We start from the raw sequence: 26,293 nt of genomic DNA, 5'->3' as shown, positions 1-26,293 counted from the left end.
CTCAGCGCCACCACTCGTCAAGGATGCTCACCGGCACCGTGCGCTTATGGCGGGTCACCAGGTAGCGCTTCTCCAGCTTCTGCGCCTCGGACTCGGGGATCTCGCGACCCTCCAGGTAGTCATCGATATGGTCGTAGGTGATGCCCAGCTCGGTCTCATCCAGCTGACCGGGGGTCTCGTCCAGCAGGTCCGCGGTCGGAGCCTTCTGCCACAGCTTCTCGTCAGCGCCCAGGTGCTTCAGCAACTGCCGGACCTGGCGCTTGTTCAGAGTGAACAGCGGCAGCACATCGGCGCCGCCGTCGCCGTACTTGGTGAAGAAGCCCGTGATGGACTCGGCCGCGTGGTCGGTGCCGACGACCAAGGCGTCCTTCTCACCGGCCACCGCGTACTGGACGATCATGCGCAGGCGAGCCTTGACGTTGCCCCGGTGGTAGTCCAGGAGGTTCCTGCCGAAGCCCTCGGCGAAGGCCACGTCCACGCCCGTGACGGCCTTCTCGATGTTGAAGGTGTGGGTGAAGTCGGGGGAGATGAACTCCAGTGCCCGGACCGCATCCTGCTCATCGTGCTGGATGCCGTGGGGCAGGCGCATGGCGTGAAAGTGGGCCTCTGCGCCCTCTTCCCGCAGCTGCTCCACCGCAAGCTGGCACAGCTTGCCGGCCAGCGAGGAGTCCACGCCGCCGGAGATGCCCAGCACCAGACCCTTGGCCCCGGTGGACTTCAGGTAGTCCGCCAGGAAGTCCACGCGCCGGGAGACCTCCTCGGCAGGATCGATCTGGGGCTTGACGCCCATTTCTTCGATGATGGTCTTCTGCATCTCACGCATGCCAGCGAGTCTACTCAGCGCCGTGTTGCCGGAAGGTGAATGTTCCCTGAGTATTCCCTGAAGGTGGGACGGCGTGCTGGCGATGCCCGCGGCGGGGTCCGGTCCGGGAACCCTGGCCGGAGGGCACTTAGGATGGTGCCCATGACCTCCACCCCCGCCACCGCAGCCTCTGACCCCGCCGCCGACCGTTCCCGCCTGCAGCAGCTCATCGATGAGCTGGCCGTGGTGCGCGGGAAGGTCACGCTCTCCTCCGGTAAGGAGGCTGATTACTACATCGACCTGCGCCGCATCACGCTTCATCATGAAGCAGCCCCGCTGGTGGGCCGGGTCATGCTGCAGATGCTCGACGACGCCGGGGTGGAGTGTGTGGCCGTGGGCGGCCTGACCATGGGCGCGGACCCGGTGGGTACCGCCATGCTGCACGCGGCCGCGGGCCAGGGACGGTCGCTGGACTCCTTCGTGGTCCGCAAAGCAGCCAAGAGCTACGGCATGGGACGCCAGGTTGAGGGCCCCAGCGTGGAGGGCCGCAAGGTCGTGGTGCTGGAGGACACCTCCACCACCGGAGGCTCGGCGCTGACTGCGGTCGAGGCCGTGCGTGCCGCCGGCGGTGACATTCAGGCCGTGGCCGTCATCGTGGACCGCGACACCGGTGCCAAGGAGCGCATTGAGGCCGAGGCCGGGGTGCCCTACCTCTACGCGTTCTCCAAGTCCGACCTCGGACTGGACTGAGCCCCCGCCGGCCCCGGTACGGGATCAGTCCTCCATGCCCGGAAGCTCGCCGTCGAGCAGCCAGTGATAGCGCACGGTCAGCGCATCCGCGGCTCACCGCCCTCAGGGACGTAGTGGATCCGCTTGAGCCCAATGGTCGTGGTGGCTACCTCAATCACCCCGCCCGGCACAGGAAATACCGCCGGCAGCCGTAAGACGACGTCGCCACCGTCTGAACACGTTCTTCACCTCTTTCGTGAGGAGACCAGGCCCGCTTCGCGGGCACAGATGGCTGCCTGCATCCGTGAACTCAGGTGCAGCTTGGACAGCACGCTGGAGACGTGCGACTTCACGGTGGCCAGGCTGATCACCATCTCTTCGGCGATCTGAGCATTGGACAGGCCACGGCCCAGGGCAGCAAGCACATCCTGCTCGCGCGGTGTCAGATGCTCCTCGATGCGGGACCGCAGCTGCGCGGTGCCGGAAGAGCCGCCGGACGCTGGAGGAGCGGAAGGCCGGGCCGCGGTGCCGCTCGGGCGCGGGGAGTCGTCGGGGGCGTCGTCGTCGGTGGATCCCGCGCTGGCGACGAAGGCGTCCAGGAGCTTGCGCGTGACTTCCGGGGCGATGACGCCGTCACCTGCGGCGACCTGCCGGATGGCTTCAATGAGCCGTGCAGGCTCCACGGACTTCAGCAGGAAGCCGGCGGCGCCGGCACGCAGTGCACCGAAGACGACTTCATCGAGGTCGAAGGTGGTCAGCATCAGCACCTCACACGAGCTCTCCGCCACAATCTGGCGGGTTGCCGTGATGCCGTCGGTGCCGGGCATGCGGGCGTCCATGAGCACGACGTCCGGGGCCAGGGCCCTGACTTGCCGGATCGCGGCGGCACCGTCGGCGGCCTCACCCACCACCTCGATGCCCTCGGCGGTCTCCAGCAGCAGGCGCAGGCCGGCGCGGATGCTGGCATGGTCATCAGCCAGCAGCACCGTGATCCGCGGGGATGGGGATATCGACTGCGGGGATGTCTCTACGCTCACTGTGCGGCCTTTCTCTGATCAGCTGTGCTCTTCCGGTCCGGCAGCTCCACCTCGACGCGCCATGCGGTGGTCCCTGAGCTGGGCGCTCCGGAGTCCGGGAGAGTCACCGGACCTGCGCGAAGCCGGCCCTCCATCAGCTGGACCCGTTCCTGCATGGCCAGCAGTCCGGTCCCCGTGCCCAGAGGTGCCGTGCCGGTGGTCAGGGGCGCGGTGCCGGTGGCAGTGTCGGAGTCGTCTGAGGCAGTGCGGCCGGGTCCGCCGTCGTCGTGCCTGAGCGTGGCGGGCAGGGGCGCTGCGGGCCTCAGGCCCGAGGTGACCTGCAGGCGGATCCTGCGCTGCTTCCGGGAAGCCGGTCCGGCACTCACCTGCACATGGGCGGTGCCGTCTCCGTGCTTGAGCGCGTTGGTCAGCGACTCCTGCAGGACCCTCAGCAGCACGTGGTGCAGCCCGGGGGAGAGGTGCCGGGGCGGATCACCGTCGACCCTAAGCTGCAGCCCCTGCCTCCGGGCCCTTTCCACCACGTCCTCCCAGGTGGCATCGGCCAGCAGCTCGGCATAGTCCTGCTCTCCGGGGTGGTGCTGACCGGCGCGCTCGCCGGGTTCCTCCTCGGCCTGCCTCTGCTGGCTGCGCAGCAGCTGGACCATGTCGCGCAGCTGCTCCAGGGCTTCCACCGAGGTGGTGCGAATGGTCTCCAAAGCGCGGCGGTCGCGATCGGCCTGTGCGGGAGCGTTGAGCACTGCCCCGGAGGTCAGCGCGATCGCCGAGACGTGGGAGGAGACTGAATCGTGCAGCTCCCGGGCCATGCGGCGCCGTTCCTCCTCCACGGCGGTGCGGCGCTTGAGCTCATGCTCACGGGTCAGCGCAGCGTGCCGTTCAGCCTCCAGCTGCGCCCGTGCGTCATTGTCCTGCCACAGGGGATAACCGCGCCTGACCTCGGCCGACCACCACAGCGGCACCATGAAGACCGCGACCCCGATGAGCGCAGCATTGAGCATCGCTGAGGCATCCCCGCCGGTGGCGGCGGTGAGGATGACCGCCCCCACGGTCACCGCCGCGAAGAGCCCCTCCACCACGCGCACCGTCCGCGGCGCCGCACGGATGCCCAGCCCGTAGATCAGATCGGTCAGGCACAGCAGGATCCCAATATTCGGTCCGATACCTAAGTCCAGCAGCACAATGAGCAGACCCAGCCCCAACGCCAGGGCGGGGCGACGAGACCGCAGGGCGATGGCACCTGCCATGAGCGCCAGCGGTCCCAGGTGCCACCACGTCTGCGGGGTCACTCCGAGTGCCTGCCACCAGGGCGCGGTCTCCCAGACTCCAGCCCAGCCCGCAGCCAGGACCAGCACCGCAAGCCCCACGGTGAGGTGCTGCTGCAGCTGACGACGCATGGTGTTCACCTTTGACATTCGACCACATACGTTCCCTGCGAGCCTCCATCCAAGGATGGAGAACGACGACGACACGATGTGCAGGATTCGATCCTTCGGCCGATGTCCGCCCCGGCGGGGACGGGCGAGGCTGGTGGGCATGATCGAGATGCTGCCGCTGAATGGGAACCCGATGAGTGGGAACTTCCTGGGCGGGATGCCCGGCGCAGAGTCGCTGTGGGCGGTGGTGGGTGTGCTGGCGGTGCTGGCGCTGATCGACTCCACCAGCTTCGGGACCCTGCTCATTCCCATCTGGCTGCTGATGGCCCCCGGGCGTCTGCGGGCCGGCCGCGTGCTGCTCTATCTGCTGGTGGTTGCCGGGGCCTATGCCGTCATCGGGCTGGTGCTGCTGGGCAGTCTGCTGCTGGTGGGGGACCAGATGCTGGAGGCCTTCAACCAGGCTCGGGAGTCCTCGCTTTTCCTGGTAGGGCAGGCGGTGCTGGCGGCGGGACTCATCTGGTACAGCCTCCGGCTGGACCCCATGACTCAGGCCGGTAAGGAACGTAAACGCCAGCGCGAGGAGGCCCGCGGCAGCAGTGGCCGCGTCCAGCGGTTCCGGGAACGGGCCGTGGGCGAGGGCGCCGGCGGGGGAGTGGCGGCACTGCTGGCACTGGCTTTGGCCGCGGTGGGTCTGGAGATCGCGACCCTGCTGCCGTACCTGGCCGGTATTGGGTTTGTGGCCGCCGAGGACCCGGGAATGCCGCTCTCCAGTGCCCTGATCCTCTTCTACTGCCTGGTCATGGTGACCCCTGCCCTCGTGCTGCTGGCCGCACGAGTACTGGCTCGCCGGTTGCTGGAGGAGCCGCTGAAGAAGCTCGAGGTGTTCCTGAGCCGGCACGCCAACGGCACCGTGGCCCTGATTCTGTTCCTGGTGGGACTCTTCCTCGGACTCAACGCTCTGGAGGGGCTGCAGGAGGCGGGCCCCTTGGAGGGACTGCTCTGACGAGCGGATCAGCCGACGTCGTCGCCGGCTGCCGGCTGGGGAGCAGACAGCGTGCACTGCATGAGAATCACGCTCAGGGACCGACCGTGCTTGATGCCGACGTCGCGGAGCCGGCCGATCTCGGTGAACCCGAAGCGCTGGTGCAGGGCGTAGGAGGCCCGGGTCGACTCGTCGTCGGTGAGCAGGGCGATCATATGCCGGTGCCCGGCTGCCGCACACCGCTGCATGAGCACCCTCAGAAGCGAGGTTCCCAGACCCCGGCCGCCGGTTCCTGGACGCAGGTAGATGGTGTTCTCCACCGTGTGCCGGTACGCCGACTTCGGGTTCCAGGGGCTGACGTAGGCGAAGCCGAGCACCTCGTCGTCGGCCTCGGCCACTAGGAAGGGGTGGCCGCCGGCCTGTTTGGCGAGCAGCTGCTCCTCCCAGTAGGTCACGCTGGGAGGCTCCTCGCTGAAGGTGATGACGCTGTGCTCCACGTAGTGCGTCATGATCTCGGCGACGGCGGGCATGTCCTGTGGCTCGGCGTCGTGGATGAAGACCTCGGTATCAGTCACGAGAATGGATCATAGCCGGGAGCTCAGCGCTCGGCTCATTCGCTCCAGCGCCTCGGTGAGGATCTCCTGGGAGGTGGCGAAGTTCAGCCGCGCGTGGCGCTGCCCGCCCGTGCCGAACGGGTGCCCCGCGGTCAGTGCCACTTTGGCCTCCTTCAGCAGGAACCGCGCTGGCCCCCGCCGTGCGACCGCCTCGGCGGAGGACTCGGGTGCGGGGGTATCCACGGCGGGGGTTTCGATGCCCGGGGTGGGGGCGTCGTCGAACCCGTATGCGGTGAAGTCCAGCCACGCCAGGTAGGTCGCTTCCGGGGGAGTCCACTCCACGGCGGGCAGCAGCTCCGGCAGACGCGAGGCCAGCAGCTCCCGGTTGGCGGCCAGGCCCTGCAGCAGCGCATCCAGCCACGGCTCCCCGTGGGTGTAGGCCGCTGTCTGGGCGAGCAGTCCCACGTGGCTGGGGCCGTACTGCAGCTCTTTGGGCAGGGCCTGCGCGTACGGGGCGGCCTCCTCGCCGGGGATCAGCAGCGCGGCCTTCAGCCCCGGCAGGTTCCAGGCCTTAGAGGCCGACATCAGTGAGATCCCGTGCGGATCCACGCTCAGGTAGGGCACGAACTCGGGTCCGTCCGCCGCGCCCGTGGGGCCGATCCCGGCTGCCCCCGTTGGCGGAACCAGCGGGGCGTGGATCTCGTCGACCACCACGTGGACACCGTGGCGCCGGGCAAGGGCGGCCACAGCCTCCAGCTCGGAGCGGCTGTGCACCGCGCCGGTGGGATTCTGGGGGCTGCACAGCAGGTAGACCACAGAGGACGACGTCGTCCGCGCCTCAGAGAAGGACCTCTCCAGCCCGTCCAGGTCGAGTCGGCCGGAGGGTGTGAGGGGGGATTCTATGACCCGGCGTCCTTCGGTCTGGGTGTAGACAAAGAACGGCGGGTACACCGGGGAGTTGACGACGACGGCGTCGCCCGGACTGGTGAGAACCTTGATGGCTTCAGCGGCCCCGCGCATCACATCGGGCACCGGGCGCATGAGAGAGGGATCGGGGCTCCAGCCCCACCGACGCGAGGCGAAGCTCGCCAGGGACTCCGCGTAGGCGGTGCCGGCGGGGTACCCCGTGTCGCCGAGCTCGATCACCCGGCGCAGGGCATCGGCCACCGGTTCTGCCAGGGGCACATCCATCTCGGCGACCCACAGCGGCAGGACGTCAGCGGGGTAGGTGCGCCATTTGGCGGAGGTCCGCTGCCGAAGTGTGGCCAGGCTGAGCTGTTCCAGTGGATTGGCGATCTCACCCATGGGCCCACTGTACTGAAGCTCCTGCCGCGGAGTCCCGGTTGTGGCCTCGCCGTCCTGCGAGCGGACTCGGGCGCGCCGGCTGCCCTGGGCTCGGCGTCCCTCGGTCGTCCGCGGCCCTGTTCCCATAGATAGTGTGCTGAAACTGCAGCGTGAGGGCCGATTCAGGGGCCGAAACCGCAGTTTCGGCACACTTTCCGGGCTGGCTCCGGTGCCGGCCGCGCCCGCGCGTGAAGCATCGACGCGACAAGCAGCGCTAGGCTCTTAGGCGATGCAGACTCAGAACACGCCGCCCGAGGAGAGCGCCTCCAGCGGTCCGGCAGGGGAGCCACCGGCGGAGCGCGAAGTGGGGGTGGGCCCCTGGCAAGGCCCCTGGCCGGAGGGCGAGCACTGGGACCCCCGCCTGCTCACCGAGGGCGACCGGCGCAACGTCGTCGACGAGTACCGGTACTGGAAGCACGAGGCGATCGTGGCGGATCTGGATGCGCGCCGCCATGAGTTCCACGTGGCCATCGAGAATTGGCAGCACGACTTCAACATCGGCACCGTGGTGCGCACCGCCAACGCGTTCCTCGCCAAAGAGGTGCACATCATCGGGAAAAAGCGGTGGAACCGCCGCGGTGCAATGGTCACTGACAAGTACCAGCACGTCCGCCACCACCCCAGTGTGGAGGAGTTTGTGGCATGGGCCGACGACGCCGGCGTGCCGGTCCTCGGCGTGGACCTCTTTCCCGACTCCGTTCCGCTGGAGACCTATGATCTGCCGCGCCGGTGCGTGCTGGTCTTCGGTCAGGAGGGGCCGGGGCTGAGCGACGAGGTCCGGGCGGCGGCACAGGCCACGCTGTCCATCGCCCAATTCGGCTCGACCCGCTCCATCAACGCCGGGGTCGCCGCCGGTATTGCCATGCACGCCTGGATCCGCCAGCACGCCCATCTCACCTGAGGCAGGCCGTCATCATCGGGTACGGACCTGATGAGGGGAATCCCCGCTTTGCCTGGAAGTGCTCCGGGTCAGTGGATGGAGAGATCGAAGATACGGGCGATCTCCAGAAGCTCTCTATCTGTCTTGGAGAGCACTTGGGGATTTGAGTTGATGATCTCGGCACCGTCGAATACTGCCCAGCATTCGTAATCGCCGAGGCGGGACTGGTAGCGGATTCCCGCGTAGCACGGGTTGCCATCGTCGTCGGTCTGGGTGAACGCCCATTTGGCGATGGCTCGAGTGAGTAGGCGGTCCTTGCCTCGAAGGGCGGCGATGTCTAGCTCATCGTGTCCGAGGGCGGTGAGTTCGGTGGACAGTGCCCTCATCAGGGCAGTGTGAGTCGCGGGATGATCAACATCGATAAAAGGCAGAGGTGCGTGTAGCGTGAAGTTGACCAACCGGCGTCGCGTCCGCCAGTCCGCCGGTACGGCTCCAGCTTCCATGAGATGTTCGTCCGCCTCATGCCGCAGTTTGCGCATTGCGGCCGATGGCCGGAAACGGGCCAACGTCTCCGCGTAGGCGCCTTGCGGGCGGGTGGCCGCATAGAGGACCCCTCCGCCGGGCACGTCGAAGCGGTTGCCGCCGCGCGGGTTCTCAGCGTCGGTGGCGGTGAGCCTGGAGAAGTTCAGAGGATTCGGGTGACGGCCGACGCGCCAGAGCGTGACGGGCGCGTCGACGAGCTTCGGCTCAGCCACCGTTGACGAAGGAACGAGCTGCAGTGGCGACGTCGCGGAAGCGCTCCTCTGACAGGGCTTCGGCAGGGGATTCGTCATCCAGCTGGGGATTCATGCCCATGAACCATGCTCGGATGGTGTGATCGCTTTCCACTGGATCAAGCAGTGCGAAGACTTGGTAGGCGTTGCGGAGAATCTTCTCCTCGCGATCCTTGGGACTGTGAGTACCGGCCGCCCAGCGGCTCAGACTCTTAGGGTCCTTGCCGACGATGAACGCGAGCAGCTGCCTGCCGAGAACGCGCACCAGCTCAGAGGTGATGTCTTCGGTGCTCAGCTGAACGGAACGATTATGTGCCTTGGTGCGGCTGAGCGCATGCGGATCAATGAGGTTCTGATCGGGCATCTTCCTCACCCCTTGCGGTGTCCTTAGGATGTCCCTGTTCTGTCCACTATACGCCTCTTGCGTTGTGGGGGCGACCGCAGACTGGTGCTAAGGCTGCCACCGGTAGCGGCGCATGTCCACGCGGCTGCCCTCGGCCAGTACTCCCTCAGCGCGGAGCCGTTCCAGCTGCTCGGTGCGCAGATGCGCCGCGGGCACCCCGGTGGCCGGAAGGATCCGGTGCCAGGGCAGATCAAACCCGTCCTCCTTCAGCACCCGGCCCACCAGCCGGGGTGTGGACAGGCCCGCCAGGGCGGCGATGTCGCCGTAGGTGGCCACGCGTCCCGCCGGCACGGAGGCGATGAGCTCGCGGACATGCTCATGGGTCTGCTCGTCCACCGGAACATCCTTTCCGCCTGCCGACATGCGAGGGGACCGCGAAGCGACTACAGTGCTGTGGTCACCGTCACGCCACTGAGGCACCTTGAAGGGGTTTTCTTGTCCGATCAGTCCTACCTCATCCTTGCGCTCATCCTGTACTTCGCAGTGATGGTCGCCATCGGGATCTTCGCCTATCGCCGCACCACGGACCATGAGGGCTACATGCTCGCCGGCCGCAAACTGCCCTCCTGGGCTGCAGCGCTCAGCGCCGGCGCCTCGGATATGTCCGGCTGGCTGATGATGGGTCTGCCGGGTGCGATCTACCTGGCCGGCCTGATCGAGGCGTGGATCGCCGTGGGTCTGACCATCGGCGCCTACCTGAACTGGCGCCTGGTGGCTCCGCGACTGCGCTCCTACACGGAGGTCGCCAAGAACTCGATCACCATTCCCAGCTTCTTCGAGAACCGCCTGCACGACAGCTCCCGCCTGCTGCGCGTGGCCTCCGGCGTGATCGTGCTGGTCTTCTTCACCTTCTACGTCTCCTCCATGATGGTCGCCGGAGGCGAGTTCTTCCGCCTGGCCTTTGACACTCCCTACGTGACCGGCATGCTCATCGTGGCCGGAGTGACCCTGCTCTACACGCTCATCGGCGGCTTCCTCGGCGCCTCCCTGACCGATGTGGTCCAGGGCGGCATGATGCTCTTTGCCCTGCTGATCGTGCCGATCATCGCCCTGTTCTCCCTCGGCGGCGTCGGCGAAGCCGTCACCGTGATCCGCGACGTCGATCCCTCGCGTCTGTCCCTGATCGGCGGCGAGACGCTCACCGCAGCGACCGTCATCGGTCTGGTCTCCGCACTGGCCTGGGGCCTGGGCTACTTCGGTCAGCCCCACGTCATCGTCCGCTTTATGGCTCTGCGCAACCCCGCCTCCGCCACCGCGGCCCGCCGCATCGGCATCGGCTGGATGATCCTCTCCCTGGCCGGCGCCGTGGCGGCCGGTCTGGTGGGCATCGCCTACTTCAACAACACTGAGCACGAGCTGGGCAACCCCGAGCACGTGGTGCTGGCTCTCTCCCAGATCCTGCTGCACCCGCTCATCGTCGGCTTCGTCTTCGCCGCCGTGCTGGCCGCCATCATGAGCACCGTCTCCAGCCAGCTCATCGTCAGCTCCTCGGCCTTCGTGGAGGACCTCTACCAGGTCTTCGGACGCACCACCTCCCAGAAGGCGCTGCTGCTCATGGGTCGTGTCTGCGTGCTCGTCGTCGCGATCATCGCCACCCTGCTGGCGCTGAACCCCGGCGGCACCATCCTGGAGCTCGTGGCCTTTGCCTGGGCCGGATTCGGCGCCTCCTTCGGTCCGGTCATTCTGCTGTCGCTGTTCTGGCGTCGCCTGACCAACTGGGGCGCCCTGGCCGGCATGGTGGTGGGCGCCGCGACCGTGTTCCTGTGGTCCTCCTACGGGCCCGAGATCTTCGGCGCCTCCCTCTACGAGATCATCCCCGGCTTCATCGCCAACGTGGTCGTCGCCGTCGTCGTCAGCCGGTTCACCTACCGGGAGAACGCGGAGATGGAGCGCGAGTTCACCCTGGCCGTGGAAACCGCGCGCCGGAAGAAGGCCGCCGCCTAGGAGCATCGCCCCCGACGGTTTCAACCCCTGCGCCCGCCGACGGTTGTGTTCACTGCGCCGGCGGGCGCAGGCGTGCGTGCTCCAGAATCAGGTCCGCGGCAGGCTGAGGGGTGTTGATCACGGCCTCGTGCCCGCGTCCGGGGATTTCCTCCAGGCGCCCGTGGGGCAGCAGCTCGGTGATCTCCTCCAGCCAGGCGCGCGGACACACCCGGTCCTTCTCGCCGCCGAGCACCAGCACCTCGGCGCTGATGTTCGGGCAGGTTTCCTCAAGCCGGTGGTTCAGCAGTGTCGCATCTTGCGCACAAACGAGCGTGGGCCTGCCTTCAGATAGTGGAGGGTGCCCAGGGCCAGCACCTTGGGGCTTTCCCCGCTGAGGTCCTGAACCATGCGCAGCGCCCGCCGGGCCGCGTGGCGCTCGGCGCGGTTGACCGCGGAAGCGATGAGCACGCCCCCGGCTGCTGAGCTCGGGATGCCTGGCCAGGGCCTCGGCCACGACCTGTCCGCCCATGGAATGGCCCGCCAGCACGGGGTTCTTCAGCGGAGCCCAGCGAATGAACTCCGCGATGAGATCTCCCGTGGTGGCAATATCGGCAGCCGCGCTGGGCTCGGGGGAATCCCCGAATCCTGGAAGGTCTACCGAGTAGACGCTCATGTGACGGCCCAGCTCAGCAGCGAGGTCCGTGTAGACCTTGCGGCCCATGCCGATTCCGTGCACTAGGACCACACCGGGCCCGCTCCGCAGGCCTGTGCGGGAGTACACCATGGTCCAGCCGCGGTGCCGGAACTCCTCGACATGCTCTTCGGCCATACCGGAATCGATTCGGTCCAGCCCCGTGCGCCGGCTCAGCTGCGCGGGGGCTGCTGCGCCTGGAAGTCGATGGGCGCGTGGTTGCCCTGATGCTGGCTGCTCTGGCGGGCCATGTAGGCGGACTGTCCGGTGGCCCCGTTCTCACCCTGGGCCAGCGGAAGCGTCACGGCCGCGGTGCCGTAGGCGCAGATCTGGGTCCAGCCGTTGATCTCGGAGGTCTCAAAGCGCATCCCGAGCACGGCGTTTGCCCCGCGCTGCTGAGCGTCGTAGACCATCCGGCCCACCGCCTCCTGCCGGGCATTGAGCAGCGCTTCGGTGAACTCCGGAACCTCACCGCCAAAGGTGGAGCGGACCCCGGCGGTCCAGTTCGCGAACGCGTTGCGGGCCCGAACCGTCACCCCCGTGACCTCTCCATAGACTGCATCCACCCGGTAGCCAGGGACAGTGTCTGTGGTGACAACGATCATGTCGCGATCATACGTCGCTGAACCGGGGCATCCGCTGAACATGACGTCCGGGGGTGTGCACCCGGCGTCGGGCGGGGAAGGGCAATGGCAGGCCGGCGTGGAACAACACCGGGGCGTGAGCCCTCTGGTCTGCGTCAAGGCCCGCAGATGTTTCACTGAGATGGCCTGAGAGGGGGCCGGTGAAACAACGGCGGGTGTCGAGGGTGGTCGTATGGCCGCCAGGGATGATGAAACCCGTTGGCGGCGTTCAGGAGGGCAGGTCGGCGCCCAGCACCCGCAGAATCTGGGAGGCCACGGCATCGGAGGGCTCCAGCACCGCCACGTGCTCACCCAAGGTTTCCTCCACGCGCAGCTTCAGCCAGTGATAGTGGGTACACGCCAGCACGACGACGTCAGCCCCGTGCTCACGCACCATCTCCCGCAGCGGTTCCAGGTCCACGCTGGCCGAACCCCCGGCCTGGATCGCGGAGGCCCACTCGGAGCAGTCCGGCTCCAGCACCGTCACGCCCTCGGCCCAGGTCTCCTTGAGCCGCCGGTAACGCTCGCTGCGCAGCGTGGCCTCGGTGGCGCAGACGACGACGGCGCCCGTGCGGGTCATCGCGGAGGCGGGCTTGACCATGGGCTCCAGCCCTACGAACGGGGTCTGTGGGTAGTCGCTGCGCAGCTGGTCGATCGCCGCGGCGGTCGCGGTGTTGCAGGCCAGCACGATCACCTCGCACCCCTGTTCCAGCAGCGGCTGGATGGCTGCCCGGGTCAGCCGGTAGACCTCCTGGTCCGTGCGGCTGCCGTAGGGCACGTTCCTGTGGTCATCTGCGGTGATGACCTCGGCCTCTGGAATGAGCTGGCGGAGGGTCGCGGCCACCGCGGCGCCGCCGACTCCGGAATCGAACACCCCGATCTTCATGGAGAGATACGGTAGCCCATACCCCTGAAGGAAAGAGTCCCGCGCGGGGCTAAGGGCGCTCCCACGGGGCGATGTCCCCGACGACGACACGGAAGAGGGGATGGGCCGGCGGGACCTGCGGTGCGGGTCCCGGACTGTGCTGCTCGGGGGAGCGCAGGGCGAGTTTGCTCTGCAGGTGGGCCCACTCGAACCGAAGCTGCCCGTCGGTGACGGAGATCGGCGCGGGCGGCAGGCCGGGGTTGTCGCTGGGGTGAGCTGAAGCGATGCGCCCGGCGTCGAAGCGATATCCGCGGACTGCGCTCTCCTCGTGCAGACCCCAGAGGTAGGCGGCCAGCGCCCCGGCCGGTTCCGGATGCTGGCGGAAGCGTTCGAGCTGAGGATGCCGGGTGTAGCCGCGCGTGCGTCCCAGCAGGACTACCTGGGCCAGAAGGGATTCGCGCCAGCAGGCCACGAGCCCCTGCCGGTCCAGGGTGCGGGGATGCAGGGACCAGAGCCTCACCGCGAAGCCTCCGCCTCAGAGGTCACGCGCGTGGCCATCCGGCGGAAGATCACGGCGTGGAAGGGAATCAGCGCCAGCCAGTAGAGTCTGCCGCTCAAGCCCGCGGGGAAGAAGATGGCCCGCTGGGCATAGCGGGTGCCGTCGTCCTCCGGCTCCACCCGGAACTCCAGCCACGCCTGGCCCGGGACCTTCATCTCCGCTCTCAGGCGCAACAGGCTGTTCTGCTCCAGCGTCTCCACCCGCCACCAATCCAGAGTGTCCCCGAGGGCGAGGCCGGTGCGACGACGTCGTCCGCGGCCCAACCCCACTCCGCCTACTACTTTGTCGGCCAGACCGCGCAGCCGCCATGCTCGGGAGAGGGAGAAGTAGCCCTTCTCTCCACCGATGCTGCTGATCACGTCGAAGACGGCAGCCGGTGCGGCGGTCGTGTGTTTGACGCGTTCGTCCACCAGGACCGCTCTTCCTGACCAGTCGGGGTCTGAAGGCAGCGGCTCCGAAGGGACGGAGACCGGGTGGGAGGCCGCCCACGTGGTCTCCACTCCGTCGGCGGAGATCTTCTCCAGGGCCAGACTGACCGCGCGGGCGTAGCTGGTCAGACCCTCCGGTGGAGGAGCAATGAGCTCGTCGACGGAATGGTCCTGAACCACGCAGTCGTTCTGGAGGGACTCGACCAGGGGGATGGCCAGACTTCGGGGAATGGGCGTGACAAGGTTGACCCACTGGGCGGCCAGGCGTGGAGTCAGCAAGGGAAGCGGCACGACCGTGGGCTCACGCAGGTGAGCCTCCTTGGCGTAGATCTTCATGAGGTCGGCGTAGGTGTGAACCTCCGGACCGCCGATGTCCACGCGTCGGCTCCGGCTCAGGGGCGCCTCCGCGGCGCGGATCAGGTAGTGCAGAGCATCACGCACAGCGATCGGCTGAATCTTGTTCATCACCCATCGCGGTGAGGGCATGAGGGGGAGCACGTCCGTGAGGTGGCGAATCATCTCGAAGCTGGCGGACCCGGAGCCGATGACCAGTCCCGCCTGCAGCGTCAGCGTCGGGACCCCGCTGCCCTCCAGGATCTCACCTACGTGCACGCGAGAGCGCAGATGCTGACTGAGCTTTCCCTGCGGATGCAGTCCTGACAGGTAAACAAGACGGCCCACCTCGGCATCAGCGGCGGCCTGCGCCACCGCCCGGGCGCAGCGCTCATCAGTCGATTCGAAGTCGGAGCCCGATGCCATGGAATGCACCAGGAAGTAGACGACGTCGGCACCCGAGCAGAGACGCTCAGCCGTCTGAACCTCGGTCAGATCTCCCTCGATGATGTCCACGTCCGCACCCCAGGGCACGTCCCGCAGGGCATCGGCGCGTCGGGTCAGCACCCGGACGGTGTAGCCCTCTGCCAGCAGTCGCGGAACCAGCCGGCCCCCGATGTATCCGGTCGCACCCGTCACAGCGATCGTCGTCATTCTATGTCCTCTCGCCGCCGGCGCTGGTCAGGCGTGAGGTTAACAGCGCTGCCTCGGCGCCGCCTGGGATTTCCCGGATTGTTGCTGGAATGGCATGACGGCATGCTGGCGCCCTAGGTGGGCGGGAGGATGGAGGGTATGGAGCACGCCTTCGACAGGGATTACTGGAATCAGCACTGGCAGCGCGACGACCTCCCGCCTGCTCCGGTGTCGTCACCGCCTGACCGCTGGGCCTCCACCAACGCTCTACCGGCCCACCCGGTGCTGGAGCGGATGAAGGACCTGGTGCCTGGAGCAGTGCTGGACGTGGGCTGCGGCGCCGGAGTTGAGGCGCGGTGGCTGGCGGCGCACGACTGGCGGGTCATCGGCGTGGACATCTCCGCCGGAGCGCTGGCCCGCGCCGCCCAGGGCGCCCAGGCGCTCGAGCCGTCGAGGCGTCCGGACTGGGTGGAGGCCGACGCCCTCAGCTTCACCCCGGGGCAGACCTTTGACCTGGTCACCACCTTCTACGCTCACCCCACCATTGCTCAGCTGGACTTCTACGAGCACATCGCCCAGTGGGTGGTGCCCGGGGGCACGCTGCTCATCGTCGGGCACCTCGCCCACGGCGAGGCCCAGCATCACGGCAAGGCCCAGCATCGCGGCGAGGCCCAGCATCACGGTGGAGCCCTCGGCCACGATCACGGGACTGGTCGCGGTCACCCTCGCGACGGCCAGGGGGAGGACCGTGAGCCGCCCGTGGAAGCCACAGCCACCGCGGCAGCGATCACCGCTCGTTTCCCGTCGCCTGCATGGGAGGTCGTCTTCTCCGAAGAGGCCCCGCGCGTGGTGTCCATGCCCCACGGTGGGCAGCGGGAGTTACAGGACGTCGTCGTCCGGCTCAGGCGGGCTGCCAGTACCCCTATCCCCTCCGCCCCCTCGGGCGGTTCTGCCTAAGCGGAGCGGGGTCCTGGTCGCGGCCGTTTGCTGGTGAGCCGCTCAACCCTTGAGTCGCCGCATGGTCTGGTGAGAGAGCAGCCGGCTGACCGCAGGAAGTCGCGCGAGGGTCCCCACGGCAAGGGCCTCGTAGGCTTCGCCGTCGGCCACCTGGACCCGGAGGTAGTAGTCAGGCTGACCGAACATCCGACGCACCTCCGTCACCTCCGGAACGTCCACGGCCGCCGCTTCAAAGTCCTCAATGGTGGTGCCATCGTTGACCGCAATGTCGATGGCGACGATCACTTCAAAGCCCCGCCCGGCGGTTTTGGGGCTGACGGCGGCGTGATAACCCTCGATCACCCCGGAGCGCTCCAGGCGCTGGACGCGGCGCAGGCACGGAGCCGGCGTCAGGCCGACTCGACGCGCGAGCTCCGTGTTACTCAGCCGCGCATCCTCCTGCAGTTCGGCAATGATCGCGCGATCAAGCTCGTCTAACGGATGATCATTGCTCATCAGGGCCTCCAGGCAGGGCAAATAGGCAATACGCTGCGCCAAATATTTCATTAATATTGCGCTGTGAGCAAGCACAACGACGACGGCGCCCTCCGCCGCCTGACACCGGCCACCCGGATGGGACTGTCGATCTCCCTGGCGGTCTCGCTCTACGGGATCTCCTTCGGCGCGCTCGCCGTGGCCTCCGGGCTGACCTTCTGGCAGACCACCGCGCTCAGTGCCCTGATGTTTACGGGAGGCTCGCAGTTCGCCTTCATCGGTGTGCTCGCCTCCGGCGGCTCCGGCGCTGCGGCCTTCAGCGGGGCAACCCTGCTGGGCGTGCGGAACACCATCTACGCCGTCCAGCTCAATGCCCTGCTCAACCCCGCCGGGGCCAAGAAGCTGCTTGCTGCTCAGGTCACGATCGATGAATCCATGGCGACTGCCACGGCTCAGCAGGACCCGGCCGAACAGCGCCGGGGCTTCTGGGTCACGGGCGTGGGCATCTGGATCGGCTGGACGCTTGCCACCGTCATAGGGGCCCTGCTGGGTGACTTCATCGCCAACCCGGAGGCCCTGGGCCTCGACGGCGCGGTGGTCGCCGCGTTCCTGGGGCTGCTGTGGCCGCGGCTGAAGTCCAAGGAGCCCTGGGCCCTGGCGGTGCTGGCCGCCCTGGTCACCACACTTACTCTGCCCCTGGTGCCACCCGGCGTGCCCATCCTGGTGGCAGCCGCCGTCGCCGTGGTCTGGGGGCTGGTCTCCGCCAGGCTCGAGCAGAGCCGGCCGCTCGCTAACCCGGCGCATGCAGCCGAGGCCTCAGGGGTCGAGGGAACGGTTGCCGAGGCGCCCGATGCGGAGGCCGCCTCCCAGCGGCACGCCGTGCACCGCCCTGTTCACAAGGAGGATCGCTCATGAGCGTCTGGACCTGGGTGCTGCTGGCCTGCGCAGCAGCCTTCGCCCTGAAGATCGCCGGCTACCTGGTACCTGCCGCGTGGCTGCAGCATCCGCTAGTTCTGCGGATCTCCGGGGTCATGACCGTCGGTCTGCTCGCCGCACTGGTGGCGATGAACACCTTCTCCGGCGGGGGCGGAGTGACCTTCGATGCCCGCGTGGGAGCACTGGTCGCCGCTGCCATCGCGCTGATGCTGCGCGCACCGTTCATCCTCGTGGTGATTGTGGGTGCCGCCGCCGCGGCGGGGCTGCGCCTGCTCGGCTTCGCCTGAGGCATCGCCGCGACCCACTCATCGCCATCCCTCGGGATCCACTGCCGTTGTTTTCGTCGGAATAACTAGGCATTCCGACGAAAACAGCAGCGCCAGATGGCCACGGTCCCGCTAGCCCAGCTGGGAGGCCCAGCGCGTGAGGAACTCGGCGCCGGCGTCGTCGTGGATCGCCTCAGTTTCTGAGACCAGCACCGGATACGGAGTCTCGGGGACGCCGTCGGCCGGCCGCACATCCACGTGGCTGACCGTATGCCCCTGCTGGTGCAGCCAGTCCGCCATCGCATAGTCGGTGCGGGAATCGCCCATCGTGTACCAGGACTGCGGGGTCACGGAGCGCTCGCCCAGCAGCTTCAGGCTCCGCTCAGCACCCAGGTCTTTGCCCACCCGCACGTGTTCGATGTCGGTGGAGATGATGGTCGGGTCGATCCTGATGTGTGCAAGTCCGTGGCGGCGCAGAAGCTCAGCGACGGCGTCGTCGAACTCTCCTTGGACCGCTAGATAGTCGGCGTTCTCCACGTCCACGTTTTGCTCCACCGAGACCATGGCCCGCTTGGTCTCGTCGAAGAACATCAGGTCGCTGAAGCGCTCGGTCACCAGGGAGCGCACATCCTCGCGCAGGGTTTGGGGCAGGCTCAGGGAGTCATCCACGAAGATCTCACCCAGTCCCTCGCGGGTGATCTCGGCCCAGACCGCGCCCTTCTCGCTGATGGTGAAGACCGGGGTGCCCTCCTCCAGCCCGGCTGCGCGCAGGGGCGGAACCACCTGCTCGGCAATGAAGGCGTCCGAGCGCCCGGTGTTGAAGATGACGGGCACGCCGCGGTTAGCCATCGCGGCAAGATCCCGGGCGATCGACTTCACCGCCACAGTTCGCGACACCGGAGAGGCGATGGGTCCGTCCACATCCAGCAGCAGGCCGAAAGGGGGACGACTGGTGCGGACGGAGGAGGTCTGTGTGCTCATGGCGCCCCACTGTACCGCCGCCCCGGGCGCCCCGGGATGCCGGGCGCTATTGCTTGCGCAGTTCGAGTCACCACGGAAGGCCCAGGACGCGCAAAAGCCGCCTCAGCTGACCTCAACTGCAGAAGCAATGAGGCCGCACCCCCGTGCGGAAGGCATGTGGGCAGCCCTTGCCCTCACCGATAGGATGGCTCACGGACGCATCAAAGAGGCTGCCTATCCCCTTTAAGGATGTCGGAACTGTAAGGAGTTCTCCTGTGGCTATTGCAACACCGGATAAGTACAACGAGATGATCGACGCCGCCAAGGCGGGCGGCTACGCCTACCCGGCTGTGAACGTCACCAGCTCCCAGACTCTCAACGCCGCCATCCGCGGCTTTGCCGAGGCTGAGTCTGACGGCATCATTCAGGTCTCCACCGGCGGCGCCGCCTACTGGTCCGGCGCCTCCGTGAAGGACATGGTGGCCGGCTCGCTGGGATTCGCCGCCTTCGCCAAGCAGGTCGCCAAGAACTACGGCGTGAACATCGCCCTGCACACCGATCACTGCCCCAAGGACAAGCTGGACGGCTTTGTGCTGCCGCTGCTGGAGGCCTCCGAGGCTGAGGTGAAGGCTGGCCGGGACCCCATCTTCAACTCCCATATGTGGGACGGCTCCGCAGAGACGCTGGAGGAGAATCTGCGGATTGCCGCTGAGCTGCTGGAGCGCACTGCCGCTGCCAAGCAGATCCTCGAAGTGGAGATCGGCACCGTCGGCGGTGAAGAGGACGGCGTGGAGAACGAGATCAACGAGAAGCTCTACACCACTGTGGAGGACGCCATCGCCACCATCGAAGCCCTGGGCACCGGCGAGAAGGGCCGCTACATCACCGCCCTGACCTTCGGTAACGTCCACGGCGTCTACAAGCCCGGCAACGTGAAGCTGCGCCCCGAGATCCTCAAGGAGATCCAGGACGCCACCGGCGAGAAGTACGGCAAGGAGAACCCCTTCGATCTGGTCTTCCACGGTGGCTCCGGCTCTACTGAGCAGGAGATCGCCGATGCTGTGAGCTTCGGTGTCATCAAGATGAACATCGACACCGACACCCAGTACGCCTTCACCCGCCCGGTGGCCGGCCACATGTTCTCCAACTACGACGGCGTGCTGAAGGTCGACGGCGAGGTCGGCAACAAGAAGACCTACGACCCGCGCGTCTGGGGTGCCAAGGCCGAGGAGTCCATGGCAGCCCGCATTGTGGAGTCTGCCCAGTGGTTGGGCTCCGCCGGCAAGTCCATCAAGTAACCCGGTGAGGGACAAGCTCCTTCTCCTGGACTTCGACGGCACCGTCTGCCTCGGCGAGGACCCGATCCTCGCCTATGCCGCAGAAGTTGATCACGCTCTCGCGCACCGGGGTCTGGCACATCAGCTGCCGGCCCCGGTGGTCGAGATCGTCACGGAGGCGCTGCACACCGACCAGCTGCTGGTCGAAGCCATCACCTACGACGACGACGGCGTCCCCACCGCAGTCAGCGGTGCCTCCGAACCCACAGACTCCAGCGAGGCCGGCACGTCCAGGGCTCATCCGGTCAGCTGGCCGCTGCAGGACGGCTACCAGCTGACGCAGCTGCTGGCCCGCCAGGCCGGACTCACCGATGAGGAGGCCGGAGCCGCTTACCGAGCCGGCCGGCACGCGATCGTCGCCCGTGGCCTGGGCGCCACGGACCTGCATGCGCCCGAGGGGCTGCAGGCGCTGCTTGACCAGGTGCGCGAGAGTGCCGTCGTCGTGCTGATCACTAACGCCCCGGGCGAGGCCTTTGACCCCTGGCTGAAGACGCTGGGGCTCACCACTGCGTTCGACGCCGTCATCAACGGCGCCCGCAAGCCCCTGGGCATGCCCGCCGCTGTGGAACAGGCCCGCGCCGTGGGCGTTCAGAACATGGATGAGGCGACCATGACCCCCGCCACCCGGATCCTCTCCGTGGGAGACATCTGGGCCAATGACCTGCAGCCGGTCGCCGAGATCGGCGGCGAGACCATTCTTCTGGACCGCTTCTCCACTGGACTGGGCCAGCCGACCCGCCGCGTGAAGGACTTCGCCGAGGCCGCTCCGCTCATCGCCCACTGGGCTTCCAGCAGCGACGCCCGCCTCTGAGCCCCAGGTCAGCGGCTTGAGGGAACCGCACGTTAACTCTGGGTGACGGATTGGCGAACTGGGGCCTCGGAGCTTGGTGCTCATTTATCAACAACCCTAGAGTAATTTCAGCGGCTTCTGTGAGGAGTCCAACACATCACGCACCTGCATCTTGATTGAACTTAAGGAAGTTCCACATGCATATGAAGACTAAGTCTGCGTTCGCGCTGGCCAGCGTCCTGACCCTGACTCTCGTTGGCTGTGTGGGCGACGCGGAGGACGCCGGCGCCGGGGACGCCGAGGATGAGGACACCTCCGAGACCGATACCACCGGCGGTGAGACCAACGGCGGAGACGCTGACGGCGGCGAAGAGGGCGGCATCGCCCCGTCCACGATCGACTTGGAGACCCTCGGGGACGACCCGCTGATCCTGGGCCTGGTTCCCGCGCAGGAAGCTGACACCATGGTCGATGACGCCGAGGTCCTGGGTGACCAGCTCTCCGAGCAGCTCGGCGGACACCCGGTGGAGACCTTCGTTGCTGATGACTACACCGGCCTCGTCGTCGCTATGCAGACCGGCCAGGCACACATCGGCATGTTCGGCCCCATCGTGCTGATGCAGGCCGAGGAGGAGGCCGGCGCGGTGCCCGTGCTGCAGTCCATCCGCCGCGGTGTCGATACCTACGTCACCCAGTGGTTCACCAACGATCCTGACACCTACTGCCTCGACGAGCCCGTTGAGGTCGAGTACGAGTCTGAGGAGGACGGTGCCCTTGAGGGTGAGACCGTCACCATGCTCTTCTGCAACGGCACCGACTCCGCCGACGGCGGCCCGGTGGGCGCCGAAGCTCTTGAGCTGATCGAGGACGGCACCACCATCTCCTTCGTGCAGCCCGGCTCCGCATCCGGTTACTACTACCCCGCCACCCAGCTGCTGGAGCTCGGCGTGGAGGACTTCGACGGTCAGTTCGCCGGCGGTCACCCGCAGTCCGTGCAGAACGTCTACAACGGCTCCATCAGCATCGGCACCAGCTTCGACGATGCGCGCCGCAACCTGGTGAACGAGGACGGCATCGCCGATGTCGGCGAGGAAGTCGTGGTCTTCGCTTGGTCTGAGAACATCCCGAACGACGGAATCGCCGTCTCCGGTGACTTCACTGACGAGGAAGTTGAGGCCATCACCGAGGCCTTCCTCGCCATGGCAGGTGACGGCGAGCTCAGCGCAGGCGATCCGCTCTATGATGTCTACGAGATTGAGGGTCTGGTGCCTGCTGACACCGGCGCTCTGGAAGACGCACGCACCGTGTACCACAACTTCGGTGACGAGTGATCCTCGCCTTCGCTGACTGAGAGGACCACCGCAGCCGCTGCAGACCGGGGCGCGGGCTCGGAGTCGCAGGACTCCGGCCCCGCGCCCCGGCGCAGTGGAGCGGAACCATCCGACATGATTACTTTCGAGAACGTTGACGTGGTGTACCCCAATGGGTTCAAGGGGCTGAAGAACGTCGATCTGAAGATCGCCAAGGGCGAGTTCGTCGCCATCGTCGGGCTCTCCGGCGCGGGAAAGTCCACCCTGATTCGCACCATCAACGGCCTGGTGCCCTACACCTCGGGGACCCTGACCGTGGGAGACACGGTGGTGGATCCGCGCAGCAGGTCGAAGCTGCGTCGGCTGCGGGCGCGCGTCGGCATGATCTTTCAGTCCTTCAACCTGGTCAACCGCATCTCCGTGCTCAACAACGTGCTGGTGGGTCGTTCCTCCATGACCCCCACGTGGCGCTCGGTCCTCGGCTGGTACCGCGCCGAGGACAAGGAGATCGCATTCCAGTCCCTGGAGCGGGTCGGGATCGTAGACAAGGCCTATAACCGTGCTTCAGCCCTCTCGGGCGGTCAGCAACAGCGCGTGGCCATCGCGCGTGTGCTCGCGCAGGACCCGGAGGTCATCCTCGCGGACGAGCCGGTCGCCTCCCTGGATCCGCCCACGGCGCACCAGGTGATGCGGGACATGCGGCGCATTCAGCAGGAGCTGGGCATCACCACAATCGTCAACATGCACCACCTGGACCTGGCGCGCAGCTACGCCGACCGCATCATCGGGATGCGCGCTGGTGAGGTCGTCTTCGACGGTCCCGTGGAGGAGGCGACCGACGCCGTCATCGAGGAGGTCTATCAGCGCTCCCTCACGGCAGAGGATGTGGCTTCTGTCGATGTGCCGGTAAGCCTCGAGTCTCTGCCGGAGACTCCTGCGGGACCCGGTGCCGAAACGAATTCTCCTCACCCGGATGAGAAGGAACGGACCCTCTGACATGGGTGCCGCCGCAGAAACTACCGGCGCAGCGTCCACCAGCTCACCGATGAAGCCGGGCACCGACAGGGCGGGTCAGAGCCGCCGTCCTGCCCCGCCGCGGCCCGGAATCCGTTCCTATGCTGCCGTCTCAGGGGCAGCCATGCTTGGTCTGATCTACTTCTGGACCACCAACGAGTCCGACACGATTGTGTGGGTTCCGCTGGGCGGGTCCAGCTATCTTTATGCCCCGCTGTGGCCGTTGGTCGGTGCGGTGCTGCTGGTCGTTGCCGTGGCTCTGGCGTGGCGAGTGCGTGCCTCGGCGCTGTCGGCCGCGGGAATTGTCGGATTCGTCCTGGTCTCCTGGTGGGCCGGCCGGAACATCGGCTTCGACCTTACGCCCCTCTTCGGGGATGGTCTGCAGAGGGCCATGCCCATCTACCAGCAGTTCCTCAGCCCCAATTGGAGCTACCTGCTCGGAGTCTGGGACGTCTGGGTCATCACCATCGCCATGGCCATCGTCGCCACGGTGCTGGGATGTCTGCTCGGCCTCGGGTTCGCCCTGCTGGCCTCCCCGGTCTCCAGCCCCAACAAGGTCACCTCCCAGATCGTCAAAGCCATCAACTCCGTGGTCCGCGCCATTCCCGACGTCGGGTATGCCTATCTCTTCCTCGCCTTCATCGGCGGCACGGCATTCGGTATGGGCGCTTTGGCCGGCGTGCTGACGCTGCTGCTTTTCAACATCGGCATCATGGCCAAGCTCACGGGCGAGACCATTGACGCCGTTCAACGCGGTCCTCTGGAGGCGGCCGACGCGGCCGGGGCCAACCTCATTCAGCGCAACCGCGTGGCCGTACTGCCCCAGATCATGCCGGGCTTCGTTTCCTACGGCCTCTACGTCTTCGAGCTGAACATCCGTGCTTCTGCTGCGCTGGGCTTGGTGGGCATCGCCGGCGTCGGTCAGGAGATCGGCAATGAGTGGGCACGTCTTTCCCACGGCTACGCCAACCTCTCTGCGCTGATGATCGCGCTGGTCGTGGTGGTGCTGCTGGTGGACCTGCTTTCCCTGACCATTCGGAGGAAGCTGCTGTGAGCACCGCAGAGAACCCGCCGGGCACCGCGCCGCAGTCCCCAGCCCTCTACGGCCTGGCCTCCCTGGTGATCCCAGGTTTGGGACAGCTGCTGCTGAAACAGCGGGCCGTCGGCGTCCGCATTCTGCTGTGGGCGCTGGCTTTGTGGGCCGGCGCGTTGGCCCAGTACTCCGTAGCGGCGAATGCGCTCTGGATGGGACCCCATACTCAGACCACGGAGATGCCCGCCTACTGGTTCTCCTTGCTGTGTCTGCTGGGTGCAGTGGTCCTGACGGCCGCGGCGGCGGCCAACGCCTTCCGCGTTGCGCAGCGACTCCGAGGAGAGACACGTGAGGTGCCTGGGGCGGCGTCCAGGGCACAGCCCAGTCTGCGCTACGCCCCCGACGCACTGGACAGACGACCCGTGGAGCCCTCCAAGCTGGGGCTAGACCTGGGCCTGATTCTGATCGGTGCACTCTTCCTGGGGGCCTTCGCTCGCACGGGCGCCGACCTGGGTTCCATGGAGGCCATCCCCGGCAACTTCCGCCAATACACCGGGTACATGCTTGACGGGCTCTTCCAGCCCCTCACCGACGAGGTGCGGGAGCAATGGGCCAACGCCTTCGAGTACATGTTCCAGTCGGTGGCGATCGCGTGGATCGGCACCGTGGTGGGGGCCATGTTCTCGCTGCCGATGGGGTTCCTCGCTGCCCGCAACATGTCGCCCACAGCCGTTTACGGCGTGGCCCGGCTGATCCTCGCCTTCTTCCGGGCCGTGCCTGAGATCGTCTTTGCGGTACTGCTGATGGTCCCGATCTTCGGCATCGGGCACATCGGCGGTGCCATGGCCGGTGCCATGGCGCTGGGCGTCAGCTCCATCGGCACCCTCTCCAAGCTCATCTCAGAGGCCATCGAAGGAGTAGACGACGGACCGCTGGAATCGGCCCGCGCCTCCGGTGCCTCGCAGGTTCAGGTCATCCGCTGGGCGGTGCTGCCGCAGGTCATGCCCGAGGTCATCGCGATCTGGCTCTACCGCTTTGAGGTGAACATCCGCGCCTCCGCCATCCTCGGTGTGCTGGGTGTGGGCGGCATCGGCACCCTGCTCAAGCGCCTGTTCGACAACGGTCGCTGGCAGGAGATGGGCATTGCCCTGGTGGTGATCATCGCGGTGACCATGGTCATTGACCAGATCTCCGCCTGGATCCGCCACCGGGTCATCCACGGCGCCAAGGTCCGAGCCTCCTCAGATAAGGGCGACGACGGCACCCGCGGCTCCGGGGAGGACCCGCTGACCGGCAGCGACGGCCCCAGCCCCAACCAGGCTCGCGCCGAAGTCACCGCAGCACGCTAGCTCGCGCCCGAATTTTATTTTGAGGTGCAACACTGATTGGTCTGTTCTGATTGTAGGTGTTCGTTGAAGGCTTCTGCGGGTGTGAACCAGCCGAGGCATTTGCGGGGCTGGTTGTTGATCTCGGTGACCGCGGCTTGGAGTTCTGCTTCGCTGATCTGGGTGAAGTCGGTGCCTTTGGGGAAGTAGCGACGTAGCCGGCCGTTGTGGTGTTCGTTGGTGCCGCGTTGCCAGGACGAGTAGGGATCAGCGAAGTAGGTGTCCATCCCGTAGTCGGAGACCAGTTCGGTGTGCAGGTGGAACTCGGTGCCGTTGTCCATGGTGGTCGAGACCCTGGCGTGGGCAGGCAGGGGCCCGAAGAGCCGCTTCTGGGCCTTAACGCCCTCTGCTGAGCTCAGTGCGGAGACTTTGGTAGCCAGCAGTAGCCGGGTGTGTCGTTCGACCTCAGTATGGACCCCGTCGCCGGCGCTTTTGGTGCCCAGGACGCTGTCGCCTTCCCAGTGGCCGAACACACTGCGGGCATTGACCTCTGCGGGGCGGTGGTGGATCGAGACCCGGTGCGGGATACGGGTGGAATGGACCTTCCGCCCGTGGTGTCTCCGGCGTTTCTTATGCCCTCTGGGCAGGTATTCATGGAGGCGGCGGTGCCGGTTCTGCGGTGTGTAGATGAACCGGTAGATCGTCTCAGCGCACATGTGCATAGCTGGGGAGTCGGGGAACTCGATATTGGACCGTCCGGCGATCATTTCGGGGGTCCATCCATCACGCAACTTGCTCATCAGGTAAGTGATTGCCTCATCGGTGGCCAGCCTGGTCCGCTGGTGTGATCGTGCTGCCCGGGTCTCGGCTTTGCGCTGTGCCCGGGCTGCCCGGTACTGCGGTGGGGTCAACTCAACCCCGTGTAGGGCCGGGTCTCGGTAGGGGGTGTAAGCGGCGTTCTG

Annotated in this window: 29 protein-coding genes; 13 read left to right on the top strand and 16 right to left on the bottom strand. The window is 66.9% G+C overall.

All coding sequences use genetic code 11. The features are described from left to right. Position 1: 1 nt before the first annotated feature. A complete protein-coding gene (gene nadE, locus RH857_RS07425; protein WP_310537343.1) occupies positions 2-823 on the bottom strand; it encodes an NAD(+) synthase in 822 nt (273 codons plus the stop codon). A gap of 141 nt (positions 824-964) precedes the next feature. Between nadE and pyrE the strand changes: the two genes are divergently transcribed. Then, positions 965-1,552, top strand: a complete 588-nt coding sequence (pyrE, locus tag RH857_RS07420; RefSeq protein ID WP_310537342.1) for an orotate phosphoribosyltransferase — start codon at positions 965-967, stop codon at positions 1,550-1,552. 224 nt (positions 1,553-1,776) lie between these two features. On the opposite strand, the gene RH857_RS07415 is transcribed toward pyrE, so the two are convergent. Continuing rightward, on the bottom strand, positions 1,777-2,568 hold the full coding sequence (locus tag RH857_RS07415) for a response regulator (protein WP_310537341.1): 792 nt from the start codon (positions 2,566-2,568) through the stop codon (positions 1,777-1,779). After that, the gene (locus RH857_RS07410) at positions 2,565-3,959 is read right to left on the bottom strand and encodes a sensor histidine kinase (protein WP_310537340.1); all 1,395 of its coding nucleotides are present in this window, start codon (positions 3,957-3,959) and stop codon (positions 2,565-2,567) included. Before RH857_RS07410 ends, RH857_RS07415 begins: the two co-directional genes overlap by 4 nt. Positions 3,960-4,098: 139 nt before the next feature. Here RH857_RS07410 and RH857_RS07405 point away from each other — a divergent pair, with 139 nt between their 5' ends. Beyond that, on the top strand, positions 4,099-4,941 hold the full coding sequence (locus RH857_RS07405) for a GAP family protein (RefSeq protein ID WP_310537339.1): 843 nt from the start codon (positions 4,099-4,101) through the stop codon (positions 4,939-4,941). 8 nt (positions 4,942-4,949) lie between these two features. Here the strand turns inward: RH857_RS07405 and RH857_RS07400 are convergent, their stop codons facing one another. Both RH857_RS07400 and RH857_RS07395 read right to left on the bottom strand, forming a co-directional pair. Beyond that, complete coding sequence (locus tag RH857_RS07400; protein WP_310537338.1) at positions 4,950-5,495, bottom strand: GNAT family N-acetyltransferase; 546 nt, start codon at positions 5,493-5,495, stop codon at positions 4,950-4,952. 9 nt (positions 5,496-5,504) lie between these two features. Next, on the bottom strand, positions 5,505-6,779 hold the full coding sequence (locus RH857_RS07395) for a MalY/PatB family protein (RefSeq protein WP_310537337.1): 1,275 nt from the start codon (positions 6,777-6,779) through the stop codon (positions 5,505-5,507). 268 nt (positions 6,780-7,047) lie between these two features. Here RH857_RS07395 and RH857_RS07390 point away from each other — a divergent pair, with 268 nt between their 5' ends. Continuing rightward, positions 7,048-7,719: a TrmH family RNA methyltransferase gene (locus tag RH857_RS07390; protein WP_310537336.1), complete on the top strand. Its 672-nt coding sequence runs from the start codon at positions 7,048-7,050 to the stop codon at positions 7,717-7,719. Between the two features lie 68 nt (positions 7,720-7,787). Here the strand turns inward: RH857_RS07390 and RH857_RS07385 are convergent, their stop codons facing one another. From RH857_RS07385 to RH857_RS07375, 3 genes are all read right to left on the bottom strand, one after another. Continuing rightward, positions 7,788-8,453: an RES family NAD+ phosphorylase gene (locus RH857_RS07385; RefSeq protein WP_310537335.1), complete on the bottom strand. Its 666-nt coding sequence runs from the start codon at positions 8,451-8,453 to the stop codon at positions 7,788-7,790. Continuing rightward, the gene (locus RH857_RS07380) at positions 8,446-8,835 is read right to left on the bottom strand and encodes a hypothetical protein (RefSeq protein WP_310537334.1); all 390 of its coding nucleotides are present in this window, start codon (positions 8,833-8,835) and stop codon (positions 8,446-8,448) included. The genes RH857_RS07385 and RH857_RS07380 overlap by 8 nt, the downstream gene beginning before the upstream one ends. An 87-nt stretch (positions 8,836-8,922) precedes the next feature. Next, positions 8,923-9,210, bottom strand: coding sequence for an MGMT family protein (locus RH857_RS07375; protein ID WP_310537333.1), 288 nt, complete (start codon positions 9,208-9,210; stop codon positions 8,923-8,925). Between the two features lie 99 nt (positions 9,211-9,309). Here RH857_RS07375 and putP point away from each other — a divergent pair, with 99 nt between their 5' ends. Beyond that, positions 9,310-10,818, top strand: coding sequence for a sodium/proline symporter PutP (putP, locus tag RH857_RS07370; protein ID WP_310537332.1), 1,509 nt, complete (start codon positions 9,310-9,312; stop codon positions 10,816-10,818). Between the two features lie 49 nt (positions 10,819-10,867). On the opposite strand, the gene RH857_RS07365 is transcribed toward putP, so the two are convergent. The 5 genes from RH857_RS07365 to RH857_RS07345 form a co-directional block, all read right to left on the bottom strand. After that, positions 10,868-11,626, bottom strand: coding sequence for an alpha/beta fold hydrolase (locus RH857_RS07365; RefSeq protein ID WP_310537331.1), 759 nt, complete (start codon positions 11,624-11,626; stop codon positions 10,868-10,870). A gap of 35 nt (positions 11,627-11,661) precedes the next feature. Beyond that, the gene (locus RH857_RS07360; protein ID WP_310537330.1) at positions 11,662-12,093 is read right to left on the bottom strand and encodes a YbjQ family protein; all 432 of its coding nucleotides are present in this window, start codon (positions 12,091-12,093) and stop codon (positions 11,662-11,664) included. A gap of 247 nt (positions 12,094-12,340) precedes the next feature. After that, complete coding sequence (locus tag RH857_RS07355; protein ID WP_310537329.1) at positions 12,341-12,997, bottom strand: glutamate racemase; 657 nt, start codon at positions 12,995-12,997, stop codon at positions 12,341-12,343. Between the two features lie 49 nt (positions 12,998-13,046). Next, positions 13,047-13,496, bottom strand: a complete 450-nt coding sequence (locus tag RH857_RS07350) for a pyrimidine dimer DNA glycosylase/endonuclease V (RefSeq protein ID WP_310537328.1) — start codon at positions 13,494-13,496, stop codon at positions 13,047-13,049. Further along, positions 13,493-14,950 carry an SDR family oxidoreductase gene (locus RH857_RS07345; RefSeq protein WP_310537327.1) on the bottom strand — a complete coding sequence of 486 codons (1,458 nt, stop codon included), beginning with the start codon at positions 14,948-14,950 and terminating at the stop codon, positions 13,493-13,495. The genes RH857_RS07350 and RH857_RS07345 overlap by 4 nt, the downstream gene beginning before the upstream one ends. 138 nt (positions 14,951-15,088) lie before the next feature. On the opposite strand from RH857_RS07345, the gene RH857_RS07340 reads away from it, so the two are divergent. Beyond that, positions 15,089-15,886 carry a methyltransferase domain-containing protein gene (locus RH857_RS07340; RefSeq protein ID WP_310537326.1) on the top strand — a complete coding sequence of 266 codons (798 nt, stop codon included), beginning with the start codon at positions 15,089-15,091 and terminating at the stop codon, positions 15,884-15,886. A 42-nt stretch (positions 15,887-15,928) separates the two neighbouring features. Here the strand turns inward: RH857_RS07340 and RH857_RS07335 are convergent, their stop codons facing one another. Further along, positions 15,929-16,381: an Lrp/AsnC family transcriptional regulator gene (locus tag RH857_RS07335; RefSeq protein ID WP_310537325.1), complete on the bottom strand. Its 453-nt coding sequence runs from the start codon at positions 16,379-16,381 to the stop codon at positions 15,929-15,931. 117 nt (positions 16,382-16,498) lie between these two features. On the opposite strand from RH857_RS07335, the gene RH857_RS07330 reads away from it, so the two are divergent. Together RH857_RS07330 and RH857_RS07325 are read left to right on the top strand one after the other, a co-directional pair. Further along, positions 16,499-17,275 (top strand): AzlC family ABC transporter permease, encoded by a 777-nt coding sequence (locus RH857_RS07330; protein WP_310537383.1) that lies wholly within the window; start codon positions 16,499-16,501, stop codon positions 17,273-17,275. Next, complete coding sequence (locus tag RH857_RS07325; RefSeq protein ID WP_310537324.1) at positions 17,272-17,583, top strand: AzlD domain-containing protein; 312 nt, start codon at positions 17,272-17,274, stop codon at positions 17,581-17,583. Before RH857_RS07330 ends, RH857_RS07325 begins: the two co-directional genes overlap by 4 nt. 111 nt (positions 17,584-17,694) lie before the next feature. On the opposite strand, the gene RH857_RS07320 is transcribed toward RH857_RS07325, so the two are convergent. Beyond that, positions 17,695-18,543: a Cof-type HAD-IIB family hydrolase gene (locus tag RH857_RS07320; protein WP_310537323.1), complete on the bottom strand. Its 849-nt coding sequence runs from the start codon at positions 18,541-18,543 to the stop codon at positions 17,695-17,697. Between the two features lie 254 nt (positions 18,544-18,797). On the opposite strand from RH857_RS07320, the gene fbaA reads away from it, so the two are divergent. The 6 genes from fbaA (at position 18,798) to phnE (ending at position 25,355) form a co-directional block, all read left to right on the top strand. Next, positions 18,798-19,820 carry a class II fructose-bisphosphate aldolase gene (gene fbaA / locus RH857_RS07315; RefSeq protein ID WP_310537322.1) on the top strand — a complete coding sequence of 341 codons (1,023 nt, stop codon included), beginning with the start codon at positions 18,798-18,800 and terminating at the stop codon, positions 19,818-19,820. 4 nt (positions 19,821-19,824) lie between these two features. Continuing rightward, positions 19,825-20,670 carry an HAD family hydrolase gene (locus RH857_RS07310; RefSeq protein ID WP_310537321.1) on the top strand — a complete coding sequence of 282 codons (846 nt, stop codon included), beginning with the start codon at positions 19,825-19,827 and terminating at the stop codon, positions 20,668-20,670. Between the two features lie 176 nt (positions 20,671-20,846). Then, positions 20,847-21,980, top strand: a complete 1,134-nt coding sequence (locus tag RH857_RS07305; RefSeq protein ID WP_310537320.1) for a PhnD/SsuA/transferrin family substrate-binding protein — start codon at positions 20,847-20,849, stop codon at positions 21,978-21,980. Positions 21,981-22,094: 114 nt separating this feature from the next. Then, positions 22,095-22,955 carry a phosphonate ABC transporter ATP-binding protein gene (gene phnC, locus RH857_RS07300; RefSeq protein ID WP_310537319.1) on the top strand — a complete coding sequence of 287 codons (861 nt, stop codon included), beginning with the start codon at positions 22,095-22,097 and terminating at the stop codon, positions 22,953-22,955. Between the two features lie 142 nt (positions 22,956-23,097). Then, positions 23,098-24,027 carry a PhnE/PtxC family ABC transporter permease gene (locus RH857_RS07295; RefSeq protein WP_310537318.1) on the top strand — a complete coding sequence of 310 codons (930 nt, stop codon included), beginning with the start codon at positions 23,098-23,100 and terminating at the stop codon, positions 24,025-24,027. Continuing rightward, positions 24,024-25,355, top strand: a complete 1,332-nt coding sequence (gene phnE, locus RH857_RS07290; protein WP_310537317.1) for a phosphonate ABC transporter, permease protein PhnE — start codon at positions 24,024-24,026, stop codon at positions 25,353-25,355. The genes RH857_RS07295 and phnE overlap by 4 nt, the downstream gene beginning before the upstream one ends. A gap of 14 nt (positions 25,356-25,369) precedes the next feature. On the opposite strand, the gene RH857_RS07285 is transcribed toward phnE, so the two are convergent. Further along, positions 25,370-26,293 (bottom strand): IS30 family transposase (locus RH857_RS07285; RefSeq protein WP_310537316.1); only part of this gene is annotated, 924 nt, incomplete at its 5' end.

It is taken from the genome of Nesterenkonia flava, assembly GCF_031432335.1.
In the GTDB taxonomy this organism is placed as follows: Bacteria; Actinomycetota; Actinomycetes; order Actinomycetales; family Micrococcaceae; genus Nesterenkonia; species Nesterenkonia flava.
This window is presented reverse-complemented; position numbering and strand designations above follow the sequence as displayed.

Excerpts from the sequence above, each read along its gene's own strand:
- RH857_RS07325 (WP_310537324.1), top strand. The coding sequence starts at position 17,272 with ATGAGCGTCTGGACCTGGGTGCTGCTGGCCTGCGCAGCAGCCTTCGCC.
- RH857_RS07330 (WP_310537383.1), top strand. The coding sequence starts at position 16,499 with ATGGGACTGTCGATCTCCCTGGCGGTCTCGCTCTACGGGATCTCCTTC.
- pyrE (WP_310537342.1), top strand. The coding sequence starts at position 965 with ATGACCTCCACCCCCGCCACCGCAGCCTCTGACCCCGCCGCCGACCGT.
- RH857_RS07380 (WP_310537334.1), bottom strand. The coding sequence starts at position 8,835 with ATGCCCGATCAGAACCTCATTGATCCGCATGCGCTCAGCCGCACCAAG.
- RH857_RS07395 (WP_310537337.1), bottom strand. The coding sequence starts at position 6,779 with ATGGGTGAGATCGCCAATCCACTGGAACAGCTCAGCCTGGCCACACTT.
- RH857_RS07305 (WP_310537320.1), top strand. The coding sequence starts at position 20,847 with ATGCATATGAAGACTAAGTCTGCGTTCGCGCTGGCCAGCGTCCTGACC.
- nadE (WP_310537343.1), bottom strand. The coding sequence starts at position 823 with ATGCGTGAGATGCAGAAGACCATCATCGAAGAAATGGGCGTCAAGCCC.
- RH857_RS07340 (WP_310537326.1), top strand. The coding sequence starts at position 15,089 with ATGGAGCACGCCTTCGACAGGGATTACTGGAATCAGCACTGGCAGCGC.
- RH857_RS07390 (WP_310537336.1), top strand. The coding sequence starts at position 7,048 with ATGCAGACTCAGAACACGCCGCCCGAGGAGAGCGCCTCCAGCGGTCCG.
- phnC (WP_310537319.1), top strand. The coding sequence starts at position 22,095 with ATGATTACTTTCGAGAACGTTGACGTGGTGTACCCCAATGGGTTCAAG.
- RH857_RS07320 (WP_310537323.1), bottom strand. The coding sequence starts at position 18,543 with ATGAGCACACAGACCTCCTCCGTCCGCACCAGTCGTCCCCCTTTCGGC.
- RH857_RS07345 (WP_310537327.1), bottom strand. The coding sequence starts at position 14,950 with ATGACGACGATCGCTGTGACGGGTGCGACCGGATACATCGGGGGCCGG.
- RH857_RS07335 (WP_310537325.1), bottom strand. The coding sequence starts at position 16,381 with ATGAGCAATGATCATCCGTTAGACGAGCTTGATCGCGCGATCATTGCC.
- RH857_RS07410 (WP_310537340.1), bottom strand. The coding sequence starts at position 3,959 with ATGCGTCGTCAGCTGCAGCAGCACCTCACCGTGGGGCTTGCGGTGCTG.
- RH857_RS07365 (WP_310537331.1), bottom strand. The coding sequence starts at position 11,626 with ATGGCCGAAGAGCATGTCGAGGAGTTCCGGCACCGCGGCTGGACCATG.
- RH857_RS07355 (WP_310537329.1), bottom strand. The coding sequence starts at position 12,997 with ATGAAGATCGGGGTGTTCGATTCCGGAGTCGGCGGCGCCGCGGTGGCC.
- RH857_RS07360 (WP_310537330.1), bottom strand. The coding sequence starts at position 12,093 with ATGATCGTTGTCACCACAGACACTGTCCCTGGCTACCGGGTGGATGCA.
- RH857_RS07295 (WP_310537318.1), top strand. The coding sequence starts at position 23,098 with ATGCTTGGTCTGATCTACTTCTGGACCACCAACGAGTCCGACACGATT.
- RH857_RS07405 (WP_310537339.1), top strand. The coding sequence starts at position 4,099 with ATGATCGAGATGCTGCCGCTGAATGGGAACCCGATGAGTGGGAACTTC.